The organism is Streptomyces sp. NPDC047043 (assembly GCF_040644055.1).
Taxonomy (GTDB): Bacteria; Actinomycetota; Actinomycetes; order Streptomycetales; family Streptomycetaceae; genus Streptomyces.
Genome location: NZ_JBEYVO010000040.1, coordinates 56,912 through 70,939, shown reverse-complemented (window position 1 = coordinate 70,939; position 14,028 = coordinate 56,912). Strand labels below are relative to the sequence as shown.

Genomic DNA, 14,028 nt, shown 5'->3' with positions numbered 1-14,028 from the left:
CCGACCGTGAACTTCAGCTCTTGGTACGGAACTTGTGGATCGCGACCGGCGCCATCACCGCCGTGAGCCCCACGGACCAGGCCAGCGTCACCCACAGCCCGTGGGCGATCGGACCGCCCACCATCAGTCCGCGCGCCGCGTCGGCGAGCGAGGACAGCGGGTTGTAGTCGGTGAAGTTCTGCAGCCAGCCCGGCATCGAGTCGGTCGGGGCGAAGATGGACGAGCCGAACTGCAGCGGCATCAGCACCAGGAAGCCCATCGCCTGCACCGACTGCGCGCTCTTCATCGTCACGCCGAGGGTGAGGAACACCCACATCAGCGCCGAGCCGAACAGGGTGGCCAGGCCCACGGCCGCGAACAGCCCCGGCCAGTGGGTGATGTCGAAGCCCACCAGCACGGCCACCACCATGAGGATCACGCACGCGACGAGCATCCGCATCAGCTCGACCACGATCTTGGCGATCAGCACCGAGCCGCGTCCGATCGGCAGGGACCGGAAGCGGTCCATGACCCCGGAGTTGAAGTCCGTGTTGAACCCGGTGCCCACGCCCTGGGCCATGTTCATCCCCATCATGGCCAGCAGCCCGGGGATGACGTACTGCACGTATGCCTGCTGCCCGCCGCCCAGCGACTGCCCGATGGAGCCGCCGAAGACGTACACGAACAGCAGCGTGAAGATCACCGGGAACAGCACGGCGTCGAACATCGACTCCGGGTCCTGCCGGATCCACAGCAGGTTGCGGCGGATCAGCGCGCCGGTGTGGCGGAGATGGCCGCGCAGCGGGATGTGGGCGTCGGCGGTGTTCACGGTGGCGGTGGCGGCGCTCATGCGGCGACCTCCTCGAGGGTGTCGGTGGGCACGGCGTCCTGCGGGGCACTGGCGCGGTGGCCGGTGAGGGACAGGAACACCTCGTCCAGGCTGGGCAGTTCGGTGGTGATCGAGGCGATCGTGATGCCGTGCGCGACGACGGCGCCGGTGACCGCGGTGAGCTGTTCGTCGCTGAGGATCGGGACGAGCACGTCGCCGCGCTCGGCGTCGACGGTGGTGGTGGCGAGCCCGGTGATGCCGAGCTCGTCGAGGGCGGCAGCGAGCGGGCGCAGCTGCAGCGGATCGGCGGGCTTCACCCGCAGCGCCCGGCCGCCCACCTTGGCCTTCAGCGCGTCGATGGCGCCGCCCGCGATGACGTGGCCGCGGTCGACGACGGTCAGTTCGGAGGCGAGCTGCTCGGCCTCCTCCATGTACTGGGTGGTGAGCAGCACGGTGACGCCCTCGCCGACCATCCGCTTGACCTCGGCCCACACCTCGTTGCGGGTGCGCGGGTCGAGCCCGGTGGTCGGCTCGTCGAGGAAGAGCACCTCGGGCCGTCCGATCATCGAGGCGGCCAGGTCGAGCCGCCGCCGCATACCGCCGGAGTAGGTGCTCGCCGGCCGCCTGGCGGCTTCGGTGAGGGAGAAGCGCTCCAGCAGCTCGTCGGCGCGCGCGCGTGCCTCCTTGCGGGGCAGGTCGAGCAGCCGCCCGATCATGTAGAGGTTCTCCCAGCCGGGGAGCTTCTCGTCCACGGAGGCGTACTGCCCGGTGAGGCCTATCACCCGGCGCAGCTGCCGGGGCTGGCGCAGGACGTCGTAGCCGGCGACGGTGGCCTGGCCCGAGTCGGGGGCGAGCAGGGTGGACAGGATGCGCACGAGGGTGGTCTTGCCGGCGCCGTTCGGCCCGAGCACACCCATCACGGTGCCCTCGCGCACGTCCAGGTCGACGCCGTCCAGCGCCTTGGTCTCGCCGTAGTGCTTGACCAGCCCCCGCACGGTGACGGCGGTGTTGCCGCCGCTGGGGTTCTTGTCGATTCGCGTCATGCCGAGAACGGTGTCAGCCCTCACCGACAAACGACCGACAGAGCACCGACAGCCGCCTACAGCCTGCCGACATCCCAGGAAACCGCCGGTCAAAACAGCAGCCCGCCGACGGGGGAAGATCGGCGGGCTGCCTCTGTGCCGCGATGGCTCTAGTGGACGGAGTTCTCCTCCGACGGGAACGTACCGCCGACGACGTCCTCCGCGAACTCCTTGACCGCGTTGCCCATGACCTCACGCAGGTTGGCGTACTTCTTGACGAACTTCGGTACGCGGCCGCCGGTCAGGCCCAGCATGTCGGTCCACACCAGCACCTGCGCGTCCGTCTCCGGACCGGCGCCGATGCCCACGGTCGGAATGTGCAGCACCCGCGTCACCTCGGCCGCCAGCTCCGCCGGCACCAGCTCCAGCACCACCGCGAACGCGCCCGCGTCCTGCACGGCCTTCGCGTCCCGCAGCAGCTGCTGGGCCGCCTCCTCGCCACGCCCCTGGACGCGGTAGCCCATGGCGTTGACGGACTGCGGGGTGAGCCCGATGTGGGCCATGACCGGGATGCCGGACTCCACCAGCAGCCGGATCTGCTCGTGCGAGCGCTCGCCGCCCTCCAGCTTGACCGCGCCCACGCCGGCGTCCTTGACCAGCCGGGTCGCCGAGCGCAGCGCCTGCACCGGGCCCTCCTGGTAGGAGCCGAAGGGGAGGTCGCCGACGATCAGGGAGCGCTGCGTGCCGCGCACCACCGCGGCCGACAGCATGGTCATCTCGTCCATGGTGACGGGCACGGTCGTCTCGTACCCGAGGTGGCAGTTGCCCGCCGAGTCGCCGACGAGGATCACCGGGATGCCGGCCTCGTCGAAGACGGACGCGGTCATCGCGTCGTAGGCGGTGAGCATGGGCCACTTCTCGCCGCGTTCCTTGGCGAGAGCGATGTCGCGGACGGTGATGCGGCGTGTGCCCTTGCCCCCGTACAGCGCCTTGCTGCCGTCGGAGGGCCTGTTCCCAGCAGTCTGGGCAGCCGAAAGCTGCGTCATTGCACCGGCTCCTTCAGTCATCTCGAGGCACCCTGACGGTGTCCCCGGATCACCCCCCATGGTGGCACTTCGTGCCAGGGGAGCCAAGGGGACCTCCGTCACGTCGAGGAGGCACGTGTCGAGGGCGGACGTAAGGGCTGGGTAAAAACATTTACGATACGGCACCGTCTCGTATCGGAATTGCCTAGCCTGGTCCGCATGACCACTCCATCCGTCGCTGCCACCCGGGTGCCCGAAGCCGTGCACCGGCGCCGCTGGGCGATCCTCGGCGTCCTGATGCTGAGCCTGCTGATCGTGGTGCTCGACAACTCGATCCTGAACGTCGCCATCAAGACGATCTCGACCCCGAAGCCGACCGGCCTGGGCGCCACGCAGAGCGAGCTGGAGTGGGCGATCAACGCCTACACCCTCGTCTTCGCGGGACTGCTGTTCACCGCGGGTCTCATCGGCGACCGCGTGGGGCGCAAGAAGGTGCTGCTCGGCGGTCTCGTCGTGTTCGGCATCGGCTCCGCGCTCGCGGCCGAGTCCGGCTCGCCGACCGAGCTCATCGCCTTCCGTGCGCTCATGGCCCTCGGCGCCGCCTTCGTCATGCCCGCGACCCTCGCGGTCCTCATGAACGTCTTCGAGCGCGAGGAACAGCCTAAGGCCATCGGCATCTGGGCCGGCGGCGTCGGCCTCGCCATCGCCATCGGCCCGATCACCGGCGGTGTGCTCCTCGACCACTTCTGGTGGGGTTCCGTCTTCCTCATCAACGTGCCGATCGTGCTCCTCGCCCTCGCGCTGATGCTGTGGCTGGTCCCCGACTCCCGCGACCCGCGGCCCGGCCGCCTCGACCCCGTCGGCGTCGTCCTGTCCGTCGTGGGCCTGGTCCTGCTGGTCTACGGCATCATCAAGGGCGGCGAGCTCGCCGACTTCACGGACGCCAAGGTGCTGTCGACGATCCTTGCCGGACTCGTCGTCCTCGCCGCGTTCGTCGTCTTCGAGAAGCGCAGCGACCACCCGTCCCTGGACGTCACCTACTTCCGCAACAAGGTCTTCTCGGCCGCCATGGCCGCCATCGCGCTGGTCTTCTTCGCGCTCATGGGCGTGACCTTCTTCTCCGTCTTCTACACCCAGAGCGTGCGCGGATACTCCCCGCTGCAGTCCGGTCTGCTGATGCTGCCGCTGGCCGCCGCCCAGATGATCTTCGCGCCGCGTGCCCGGCTGGTCGTCGACCGCTTCGGCAACCGGGCCACGACCACGGCCGGCATGGTCGTCATCGCCGCGACGCTGGCCGCGTTCGCCACCTTCCAGGCGGACACCCCGATCTGGCTCCTCGAGGTCATCTTCTTCCTCATGGGCACCGGCATGGCGCACATCATGACGCCGACCAGCGTCGTCATCATGCAGTCCCTGCCCCGCGAGAAGGCCGGCTCCGCCTCCGCGCTCAGCAACACCTTCCGCCAGGTCGGCGGCGCCCTGGGCATCGCGGTCCTCGGCTCCGTGCTGTCCACCGCCTACCGCAACGGCGTCGAGGGCAAGCTCGGCGCGCTGCCCGCCGGCCTGCGCGACACCGCGGGCGAGTCCATCGAGGCCACGCTCGGCGTCGCCGCGAAGCTCGGCCCGCAGGGCAGGGGACTGGTCGATCCGGCCAACGACGCCTTCCTGCACGCGATGCACATCACCGCGCTGTGGGGCTCGGCCGTGGCGGTCGTCGGTGCGGTGGTCGTGGCCGTGTTCCTGCCGGGCAAGCCGCCGGCCCGTCAGGAGGGCGAGGAGAAGCAGGAGTTGGTGACCGCGACGGAATAACGCCTTCCGCGGTGCCCGGTGGCACCGGGGAGAATCGCTGAAGTACGAGGAAGGGACGCAGAAGTGAGCCTCGCCGACAGCCCAGCCGCTTCCGGGGTGCCCGCGCGGGGGCGCCCCCGCAGCGAGGCGGTCGAACGCGCCGTCATCGAGGGCGTGATGAAGCTCCTGGAGGACGGCGTCCCGCTCGCCGAACTCTCCATCGAGCGCATCGCCCGCACCGCCGGCGTCGGCAAGGCCACCATCTACCGCCGCTGGAGCGGCAAGGAGGAGCTCTTCGTCGACGTCGTACGCGCCGCCGAGCCCCCGGACCCCCAACTCCCCGGCACCTCCATGCGCGACGACCTCGTGGCCGTCCTGGAACAGCTGCGCCAGCGCGGCGTCATGACGCGCACCTCGGTGCTCCTGCACAACGTGTTCGCCCAGATGAAGAGCAGCCCCAAGATCTGGGCGGCCTACCACGCCTCCGTCGTCCGGCCGCGGCGCACCATGCAGATCGAGATCCTGCGCCGCGGGCAGCAGAACGGCGAACTGCGCGAGGACGTCGACATCGAGCTGGTCAACGACCTGGTCGTCGGCCCGATGCTGCTGCGCACCGTCATGCGCCCCCAGGCCGACGTGGAGTCCGACCTCTCCGAGGGACTGTCGGAACGGATCGTGGACACCCTCCTCGAAGGACTACGGCCCGTCAGCTCGCCGACCACGTAGCGTGCATGTGCGGGTTTCGTCACAGAGGGCGCTTTCGGCACGCGGGGACGGAACTCGCGCGACCGACTTGTTCGTCCTCGTGCCCGTACGGCCGTCATGCGACGGCAGGATCGGAACCGATCATCCCCTAGGGTCTTAAGAGTCTCAGGACACGGGGGACGAACGGTGTGCACGGCAGGCAGTGAGGCGACGCGGTATGGCGCAGCAGGCGTACATGACGGAGACGGACAACGGAGGCTCGGGGCCCGAGCGCCGGGGAGCCCGGTTCCGGCGCCTGATGAACCGCCTGGTCGCCGGATGGCGCGGTGACCCGAGAATCTGGCGCCGCGGCATCGTCCTCGCCGCCCTCGCGGTGATCCTCGCCCTGGTCATGCTGCTGCACTCGCGGATCCCGAACCGCATCGGCAACCTGGGCAGCCTCACCGAGACCTTCCTGCCCTGGCTGGGGCTGCTGATCCCGCTCCTGCTGCTGCTCGCGCTGGTGCGCAGGTCGGCGACGGCGCTCATCGCCCTGATCCTCCCGGTCGCCGTATGGCTGAACCTCTTCGGCGGCCTGCTCACCGACAAGACCGGCAGCGGCGGCGACCTGACCGTCGCCACGCACAACGTCAACGCCGACAACCCCGACCCGTCCGCCACCGCCCGCGACGTGGCCGCCTCCGGAGCGGACGTGCTGGCCCTGGAGGAGCTGACCGCGTCGGCGGTGCCGGTCTACGAGAAGGCGCTGGCGTCGACGTACAAGTACCACTCGGTGCAGGGCACCGTCGGGCTGTGGAGCAAGTACCCGATGACCGGCGTGAGGGCCGTCGACATCAAGCTGGGCTGGACCCGCGCCATGCGCGCCACCGTGACCACGCCCGAGGGGCAGATCGCGGTCTACGTCGCCCACATGCCCTCGGTACGGGTGAAGCTGGAGGCCGGGTTCACCGCCCGGCAGCGCGACAAGAGCGCCAACGCGCTCGGTGAGGCCATCGCCGACGAGACGCTGCCCAGGAAGATCCTGCTCGGCGACCTGAACGGCACCATGAACGACCGCTCGCTCAACGCCGTCACCGCCCAGATGCGCTCCACGCAGGGCGCGGCGGGCAGCGGCTTCGGGTTCAGCTGGCCGGCCTCGTTCCCGATGGCGCGCATCGACCAGATCATGGTCCAGGGCGTCGAGCCGGTGAGCTCGTGGACACTGCCCCGGACCGGCAGCGACCACCTGCCGATCGCGGCCCGTGTGAACCTCGACACCAGCTCGTAACCCCCAGGAATAGTGGGCCTGAGAGGCTTTGTTCCGCGAGTGAACATACACTTGCGGAACACGAACCCCTCTGAACTCCGAAAGGAACAGGCCCTTCCATGCCTCTGGCCCTGCTCGCTCTGGCCGTCGGCGCATTCGGGATCGGTACGACCGAGTTCGTGATGATGGGCTTGCTGCCCGACGTCGCGAACGACCTGAACGTCTCCATCCCCACCGCCGGTCACCTGGTCTCGGCGTACGCGCTGGGCGTGGTGATCGGCGCCCCGCTGCTGGCCGCGGTCACCGCGCGGCTGTCCCGCCGCACGGTCCTGATCGGCCTGATGGGACTGTTCGTGGCGGGCAACGCCCTCTCGGCCTTCGCCCCGGGCTACGACTCCCTCCTGGCCGCCCGCTTCCTGAGCGGTCTGCCGCACGGCGCCTTCTTCGGCGTGGGCGCCGTCGTCGCGACGAACATGGTGGCGCCGGCCCGCAAGGCCCGCTCCGTCTCGCTGATGTTCCTCGGCCTGACGATCGCCAACGTCGCGGGCGTCCCGGTCGCCACGCTCATGGGGCAGCACCTGGGGTGGCGGGCCACGTTCCTGGGCGTCAGCGCGATCGGGCTGGCGGCGATCGCCTCGCTGGCCCTGCTGATCCCGCACGACCACGCGCAGGCACCGGCGGTGGGGCTGCGGGGCGAACTGGCCGCGCTTCGCTCGCTCCCGGTCTGGCTGGCCCTCGGCACGACGGTCGCCGGGTTCGGCGCGCTGTTCGCCGCGTACAGCTACATCACGCCGATGCTCACGGACGCGGCGGGCTACGCCGACGCGAGCGTCACACTGCTGCTCGCCCTGTTCGGCGTCGGCGCGACGATCGGCAACCTGGCGGGCGGCCGCCTGGCGGACCACGCGATGCGCGGGACGCTGTTCGGCGGCCTGGCGTCCCTGGTGGCGGTACTCGGCCTCTTCCCGCTGCTGATGTCGACGCAGTGGACCGCGGCCCTGGCGGTGATCCTGCTCGGCGCGGCGGCCTTCATCACCGGCTCCCCGCTCCAGCTGATGGTCATGGAGAAGGCGTCCGCGGCCCCGTCCCTGGCCTCCTCGGCCAACCAGGCGGCCTTCAACCTGGCGAACGCCGGCGGAGCGTGGATCGGTGGCCTGGCATTGGCGGCCGGCTTCGGCGTGACGTCCCCGGCGCTGGCGGGCGCGGCCCTGGCCGTGCTCGGACTGGGCGTCGCGGGGGTTGCGTATGCGGTGGACCGGGGGCGGGTCGCTCCACAGCCCACCCGGGAACGCCTGGTCGCGGTACACGTCCCTCAGACCTCGGAGACGCTGTACCGCTGACGCACTCAGCGGGGGCGGCACTCCTCGGCGCCGGTCGGCGCACTCAGCCCGTCCGGCGTCCGAGGATGAACAGTTGCCGTGCCAAGTCCCCGCCCGGCGGGGGCGAATTCGCGGCGTCGGTTGCGCATCTCTGGCCGGTCCGGCGTAGAGGACGAGGCGCAGCCATCCCAAACGCCCACCCACCCGCCGGGGGCGAGTCTTTCGTCGCCGGTCCGCACAATTCAGCCCGTCCGGCGTTTGAGGACGAGGCCCTTGGGCCGATGGGGGTCTGGGGGCGCAGCCCCCAGGGACGCGCACCCCCAGCCGCACCGGACGGACTAGTCGAAGCGGGCCAGCTCGCGCAGCCAAGCCGTCGCCGAACTGTCCGACGGCGCCCGCCAGTCACCGCGAGGCGACAGCGAACCCCCGGCCGACACCTTCGGCCCATTCGGCATCGCCGACCGCTTGAACTGCGCGAACGCGAAGAAGCGGCGGCAGAAGACCTCCAGCCACTGCCGGATCTCGGCCAGGTCGTACGCCACCCGCTTGGCCTCGGGGAAGCCGGGCGGCCACGCACCGTCGTCCGCGTCGTGCCACGCATGCCACGCCAGGAACGCGATCTTCGACGGCCGGAACCCGTACCGCAGCACCTGGAACAGCGTGAAGTCGTGCAGCGCGTACGGCCCGATCTTCGACTCGGTCGACTGCATCTCCTCGCCCGGCACCAGCTCCGGACTGATCTCGGTGTCGAGGATCGCCGCGAGGATCTTCCCGGTCTCCTCGTCGAACTGCCCGCTGCTGATGACCCACCGGATCAGATGCTGGATCAGCGTCTTCGGGACACCCGAGTTGACGTTGTAGTGGCTCATCTGGTCGCCCACGCCGTACGTGGACCAGCCCAGCGCCAGCTCCGACAGATCACCGGTGCCGAGCACGATGCCGCCGCGCTGGTTGGCCAGCCGGAACAGATAGTCGGTGCGCAGACCCGCCTGCACGTTCTCGAAGGTGACGTCGTACACCGGCTCGCCGGACGCGAACGGATGCCCCATCTCCTGCAGCATCAGCCGCGCCGTCGGCGTGATGTCCAGCTCGGCCGCGGTCACACCCAGCGAACGCATCAGCGCATGCGCGTTGTCCTTCGTGTGGTCGCTCGTGGCGAACCCGGGCAGCGTCCACGCCAGGATGTCGCTGCGCGGCCGCCCCGCCCGGTCCATCGCCCGCGCGGCGACGATCAGCGCATGCGTCGAGTCCAGCCCGCCGGAGACCCCGATGACCACCTTCGGCCCGCCGATCGACGCCAGCCGCTGCTGAAGCCCCGCGACCTGGATGTTGTACGCCTCGTAGCAGTCCAGGGCGAGACGCTCGGCGTCCGCCGGCACGAACGGGAAGCGCTCCAGCCGACGACGCAACCCCAGATCGGTCAGCGGCGGATCGAGCTCGAAGGAGAGTGTGCGGAAGTCACTCGTCCGCGCCCGGTGCGTACGCCGGTTGTCGTCGAACGTGCCCATCCGCTGCCGCTCCTGCCGCAGCAGGTCGAGGTCCACGTCGGCCACCGCGTACTCGTCGCCCAGCGGGAACCGCTCGGTCTCGGCCAGCAGCACACCGTTCTCGTAGACCATGGCCTGCCCGTCCCAGGACAGATCGGTCGTCGACTCGCCCAGGCCGGCCGCCGCGTAGACGTACGCGGCGAGGCAGCGGGCGGACGCCGAGCGGCACAGCAGCTTGCGGTCCTCGGCCCGCCCGACGGTGATCGGGCTGCCGGAGAGGTTGACGAGCAGGCTCGCACCGGCGAGGGCCGCCTCCGCGCTGGGCGGCACCGGCACCCACATGTCCTCGCAGATCTCCGCGTGCAGCACCAGCCCGGGAACGTCGTCCGCCGCGAACAGCAGATCCACACCGAACGGCACTGCCTCGCCGCCGACCCGGATCGAACCGCCGCGCTCGTCGGCGCCGTCCGCGATCTGCCGACGCTCGTAGAACTCCCGGTAGTTCGGCGGATACGACTTGGGCACGACACCGAGGATCCGGCCGCGGTGCACGATCACCGCGCAGTTGTAGACCCGGTGGCGGTGGCGCAGCGGGGCTCCGACGACCAGCACCGGCAGCAGGTCCGCCGACCCGGCCACCACCTCCGACAGCGCCTCCTCGACCTGGTCGAGCACCGCGTCCTGCAGCAGCAGGTCCTCGATGGAGTAGCCGCACAGCACCATCTCCGGGAAGACGGCGACGGCGACCCCCTCCTCGGCGCACCGGCGGGCGTGACGCAGGACCGATTCGGCGTTGGCGTGCGGGTCCGCGATGACGGTGTGACCCGTACATGCGGCGACGCGTGCGAAGCCGTGCTGATAGATCGACCAGAAGTTCAAGGCAGGCACGCGCACAGTGTAATCGTCAGAGCGACGCGATGGGTGGTGCGGGGGCGTGGGCCACGCCACGCATGGCGAAGGGGCGCGGGGTGAACACACCCCGCGCCCCCTCAGATTGCCGTTGCCGGCGGTGCCTCAGTGCTTGACGTACGACTCGACGTAGCCGTTCGCGGGCGTGCCCACGCCGGTGACGTCGTCGTAGCCCTTCACGGCCTTCAGCGAGCTGTCCTTGCCCAGGCTGCGGACCGAGGTGGCCAGACCGCCGGAGGCGTCATAGCCGTTCACGAAGTCGACGCGGGCGACCGCCAGGCCGGAGCCCGTCGGGTTGTCCGTGACGTCGTGGTAGACCTTCGACCCGAACTTGGAGTAGATCGACGGGTTGGCGAAACCGATCGCCTTGCCGCCGCGCGCCTCCTGGGCCAGGGCCTGCACGGCCGCGATCACCGGAGCGGCGAGCGAGGTGCCGCCGATGCGGTACTCGCTGTACTGCTCCGACCCGTCCGGGAAGGTCTGCGTCTGGCCGACCTTGAAACCGGTGTTGGGGTCGGCGATCGCCGAGATGTCCGGCACGACACGGTTGCCCGCGGCGTTGTTGGCCTTGGCGAGCGCGTCCGGGACGACACCCTTCTGGTAGAAGGGCTCGGCGACCGTCTTGCTGGTGCCGCCGCCCGCACCCGAGGTGAACGCGCCCGGGAACCCGGTCCAGCTCTTGCCGTCCGCGGACAGCAGGGCCTTCTGGGTGCCCCAGCCGGTCTCCCACAGGTACTTGTCGCCCTTGCCGACGGCGAGGGAGGTACCGCCGACCGCCGTCACCCACGCCGAGTTGGCCGGGGTGTCGACCTGCTTCGTACCGGTGTTGGCGACCTCGTCGCCGTTGTCACCGGAGGAGAAGTAGAAGCCGATGCCCTCGACCGCGCCGAACTGGAAGACCTGGTCGTAGGCGGCCGCGAGGTCCGGCGTCTGGTTGGCCTCGATGTCGCCCCAGGAGTTGGAGACGATGTCGGCCAGGTGGTTGTCGACGATCTTGCTGAGCGAGTCCAGCAGGTCGTCGTCCATGCAGGACGCGGCGCCCACGTACGTGACGTCCGCGTTCGGCGCGACCGCGTGCACGGCCTCGACGTCGAGGGTCTCCTCGCCGTACCAGCCGGAGGCGTCGCACTCGTCGGCACCGGTGTACTTGTAGTTCTTGGGCAGCACCTGGTGCAGCTGCCCGGTCTTCCACGCGGCGTCGCCGTGCTTGGACGCGTAGGTCTGCGCGTCGAAGGCAATGGTCGGCGAGGCGAACGCGTCCGTGATGGCGACGCGCACACCCTTGCCCGTGTAGCTGCCGGCGCCGTAGGCGGCCCGCAGCTGCTTGCCGGTGTAACCCTGCACGGCGTACGGGATCTTCGAGCCGTACGCGTCGGGCAGCGTGCTCGCGATGTTCGAGCCGTAGTACGAGGAGAACGGCCCGGAGTTCTTGAACACGGTGGCCGGACCCGGCAGCTGGTCGCTGTGGGTGGCCTTGTGCGGCGCGTTGTCCAGGCCGGTGACGGTCAGGACGGCGCCGTTCAGGCTCTCGGGTGCCGAGGCCGTCTTCGACGGCGCGCGGTAGGTCTTCGAGCCCTTGGTGTAGTTGTGCAGCTGGGTGCCGAACGCCTTCTCGGCGGCGGCCACGTCACCGGTGACGGAGACGTAGTGCTGCGTGACGCCGGTGACCTTCAGGCCCGCGGACGTCAGCCACGACTTGACCGCGGCCACCTGGGCCTTGGTCGCGCCGAAGCGCGCCGCGGCCTTCTTGGCGCTCAGGTACTTGCCGTACGAGGCAGAGCTCGGGTCGGACACGGCCTTCGCGTAGGCGGCGAGGCCGTCGGCGTCCTTGCCGGCGAGGTAGACCCGGGCGGAGACGTTGGCGCTGTTCGAGGTCGCGCCCTTGTCCGCCTTGGCCGTCGCCCACGCGGGCTTGGTGCCCGCGAGCGCGTCCCGGCCCGGGTTGTCCGCGGCGTGCGCCGCGGGTATGCCGAGCGCCAGCGCACCGGCGACCATGGGCAGTGTTGCTGCCATGCTCACGGCGCGCAGTTTGGCGCGGTTGGATCTCATGGAACCCCCTGCGATGCGGTTCTTCGCATGTGTGGTCGGTCGTCGCTGTGATCCGCGTAGACATCCCGCTCCGCGGCGGAGGCGCGGGCATTGGATCAAGCGATGGGGGCCACTCTTTCGATGAACCGTTCATGCCAGGGGAAATCGGAAGCCAAGAGAAGCCCAAGGAACCGTCAGGAGGGGTGATTTGAGGCTTTCGTTCTTACGGCGGTGTTACGGGAGCTGCTAGGAACGCGCTTTCGCGCCACGCTCCTTGAGCATGTCCGCCATCAGTTTGATCTCCGAGGTCTGCGCGTCGACCATGCCCTGCGCGAGACTTTTCTCCACGCCGACCTGGCATTTGGCGACACAGCCCTCGGCCATGTGGATGCCGCCCTTGTGATGGTCCGTCATGAGCTGGAGGTAGAAGATTTCGGCCTGCCTGCCGCTGAGCGTGCCGAGTTTCGTCATCTCGGTGTTGGTCGCCATGCCGGGCATCAGCGCGCCGTCCTTGCCGGAGGCCATGTCGCCCATGCCCATCCAGGTCATCGGCGGGTCCGCGGACACCTTCGGCAGTTCCCACAGGTCCAGCCAGCCCAGCAGCATGCCGCGCTGGTTGGCCTGCGTCTGTGCGATGTCGTATGCAAGCCGCCGCACGTCGGCGTTCTTCGTGCGGTCGCGCACGATGTACGACATCTCGACGGCCTGCTGGTGGTGCACGGCCATGTCCCGCGCGAAGCCGGCGTCCGCGGAGTCGGCGGACGGCGTCTTCGCGCCGGAGCCCCCGTCCTCCGCGACCGCGTAGGTGATCGCGCCCGCCGCCACGAGCACCGCGGCGGCAGTCCCGGCGATCCAGCCGATGTGCTTCTTCACGTCACATCGTCCCGCCGGTGCACGAGGCGCCCGGCTCGGGAGTCTGCTTGCCCTGGACGTACGTCGCGAGGAACTTGGCGACCTTCGGGTCACTGGCGCTCTGCACGCCCAACTGGTGCCCCCATGCCGACAGTTCGATCGGCGAGGTCTGGCTCTCGTACGGGCTCATCAGCGTGTACGGCGTCTGCTTCACCTTCGCCGCCAGCGTGCTCACGTCGGACTTGCCGGCCTTGCTGGTGTACGTCACCCAGACCGCACCGTGCTCGAGGGAGTGCACGGCGTTCTCGTCCTTGAGTGCCTTCGTGTAGACGGTGCCGTTGCAGGTGGCCCACACCTGGTTGTGGTTGCCGCCGACCGGCGGGTGCATGGGGTAGTTGACGGTGCCCTCGACGTGGTTGCGGTCCAGCTTGCCCGTCCAGGTCCGCACGCCGTCCTTGCCGGTGGTGAAGTGGCCGGAGTCCCCGGAGGAGCCCTTGGCGCCGCTCGCCGTGTCGTCCTTCTTGTCGTCCTGCGACTTCACGACGAAGACGCCGCCCACGACCAGACCGGCGACGACAACCACGCTCGCGGCGATCGTCACGATCCGGTTGCGCCGCTCCCGGGCCTGCTCGGCGCGCCGCATCTCTTCTATTCGCGCCTTGCGTGCCGTGCTGCTGCTCTTCGACTTGGCGGAACCCATGGAGTGTCCTTCTGGGGAATGGGGGGGGTGAGTGGTGCGGGTGGGTCGGGCCCGCTGATCGTAATGGGGGACGTATGCGCTTTCGAAGGGCGGGCTCGGCCAATCCATAATTTGAAGCACAGATGCGCATTATCTAGGC

Annotated in this window: 11 protein-coding genes; 4 read left to right on the top strand and 7 right to left on the bottom strand. The window is 69.7% G+C overall.

Annotated elements, in window-relative coordinates; genetic code table 11:
• Positions 1 to 13 precede the first annotated feature (13 nt).
• From ABZ880_RS45235 to panB, 3 genes are all read right to left on the bottom strand, one after another.
• Entirely contained in the window at positions 14 to 829 is an 816-nt protein-coding gene (locus ABZ880_RS45235; protein ID WP_361276481.1) for an ABC transporter permease, read from the bottom strand.
• Positions 826 to 1,851 carry an ATP-binding cassette domain-containing protein gene (locus ABZ880_RS45230; protein WP_361276478.1) on the bottom strand — a complete coding sequence of 342 codons (1,026 nt, stop codon included), beginning with the start codon at positions 1,849 to 1,851 and terminating at the stop codon, positions 826 to 828. Before ABZ880_RS45230 ends, ABZ880_RS45235 begins: the two co-directional genes overlap by 4 nt.
• Positions 1,852 to 2,000: 149 nt before the next feature.
• Positions 2,001 to 2,876, bottom strand: coding sequence for a 3-methyl-2-oxobutanoate hydroxymethyltransferase (gene panB / locus ABZ880_RS45225; RefSeq protein WP_361276475.1), 876 nt, complete (start codon positions 2,874 to 2,876; stop codon positions 2,001 to 2,003).
• Between the two features lie 198 nt (positions 2,877 to 3,074).
• Between panB and ABZ880_RS45220 the strand changes: the two genes are divergently transcribed.
• From ABZ880_RS45220 to ABZ880_RS45205, 4 genes are all read left to right on the top strand, one after another.
• On the top strand, positions 3,075 to 4,664 hold the full coding sequence (locus tag ABZ880_RS45220; protein ID WP_361276472.1) for an MFS transporter: 1,590 nt from the start codon (positions 3,075 to 3,077) through the stop codon (positions 4,662 to 4,664).
• A gap of 63 nt (positions 4,665 to 4,727) precedes the next feature.
• Positions 4,728 to 5,369: a TetR/AcrR family transcriptional regulator gene (locus tag ABZ880_RS45215; protein ID WP_361276468.1), complete on the top strand. Its 642-nt coding sequence runs from the start codon at positions 4,728 to 4,730 to the stop codon at positions 5,367 to 5,369.
• Positions 5,370 to 5,565: 196 nt separating this feature from the next.
• Entirely contained in the window at positions 5,566 to 6,615 is a 1,050-nt protein-coding gene (locus tag ABZ880_RS45210; RefSeq protein WP_361276465.1) for an endonuclease/exonuclease/phosphatase family protein, read from the top strand.
• 98 nt (positions 6,616 to 6,713) lie between these two features.
• Positions 6,714 to 7,934: an MFS transporter gene (locus tag ABZ880_RS45205; protein WP_361276462.1), complete on the top strand. Its 1,221-nt coding sequence runs from the start codon at positions 6,714 to 6,716 to the stop codon at positions 7,932 to 7,934.
• 317 nt (positions 7,935 to 8,251) lie between these two features.
• Here the strand turns inward: ABZ880_RS45205 and ABZ880_RS45200 are convergent, their stop codons facing one another.
• The 4 genes from ABZ880_RS45200 to ABZ880_RS45185 form a co-directional block, all read right to left on the bottom strand.
• A complete protein-coding gene (locus ABZ880_RS45200) occupies positions 8,252 to 10,288 on the bottom strand; it encodes an NAD(+) synthase (protein ID WP_361276459.1) in 2,037 nt (678 codons plus the stop codon).
• 126 nt (positions 10,289 to 10,414) lie between these two features.
• Positions 10,415 to 12,358, bottom strand: a complete 1,944-nt coding sequence (locus ABZ880_RS45195) for a S53 family peptidase (RefSeq protein ID WP_361276456.1) — start codon at positions 12,356 to 12,358, stop codon at positions 10,415 to 10,417.
• Positions 12,359 to 12,583: 225 nt separating this feature from the next.
• Positions 12,584 to 13,210 carry a DUF305 domain-containing protein gene (locus ABZ880_RS45190; protein ID WP_361276453.1) on the bottom strand — a complete coding sequence of 209 codons (627 nt, stop codon included), beginning with the start codon at positions 13,208 to 13,210 and terminating at the stop codon, positions 12,584 to 12,586.
• Between the two features lies 1 nt (position 13,211).
• A complete protein-coding gene (locus tag ABZ880_RS45185; protein WP_361276451.1) occupies positions 13,212 to 13,889 on the bottom strand; it encodes a DUF3105 domain-containing protein in 678 nt (225 codons plus the stop codon).
• Between the last annotated feature and the right edge of the window lie 139 nt (positions 13,890 to 14,028).

Coding starts and splice junctions, on each gene's coding strand:
- ABZ880_RS45235 (WP_361276481.1), bottom strand. CDS start 829: ATGAGCGCCGCCACCGCCACCGTGAACACCGCCGACGCCCACATCCCG.
- ABZ880_RS45230 (WP_361276478.1), bottom strand. CDS start 1,851: ATGACGCGAATCGACAAGAACCCCAGCGGCGGCAACACCGCCGTCACC.
- panB (WP_361276475.1), bottom strand. CDS start 2,876: ATGACGCAGCTTTCGGCTGCCCAGACTGCTGGGAACAGGCCCTCCGAC.
- ABZ880_RS45220 (WP_361276472.1), top strand. CDS start 3,075: ATGACCACTCCATCCGTCGCTGCCACCCGGGTGCCCGAAGCCGTGCAC.
- ABZ880_RS45210 (WP_361276465.1), top strand. CDS start 5,566: ATGGCGCAGCAGGCGTACATGACGGAGACGGACAACGGAGGCTCGGGG.
- ABZ880_RS45205 (WP_361276462.1), top strand. CDS start 6,714: ATGCCTCTGGCCCTGCTCGCTCTGGCCGTCGGCGCATTCGGGATCGGT.
- ABZ880_RS45195 (WP_361276456.1), bottom strand. CDS start 12,358: ATGAGATCCAACCGCGCCAAACTGCGCGCCGTGAGCATGGCAGCAACA.
- ABZ880_RS45185 (WP_361276451.1), bottom strand. CDS start 13,889: ATGGGTTCCGCCAAGTCGAAGAGCAGCAGCACGGCACGCAAGGCGCGA.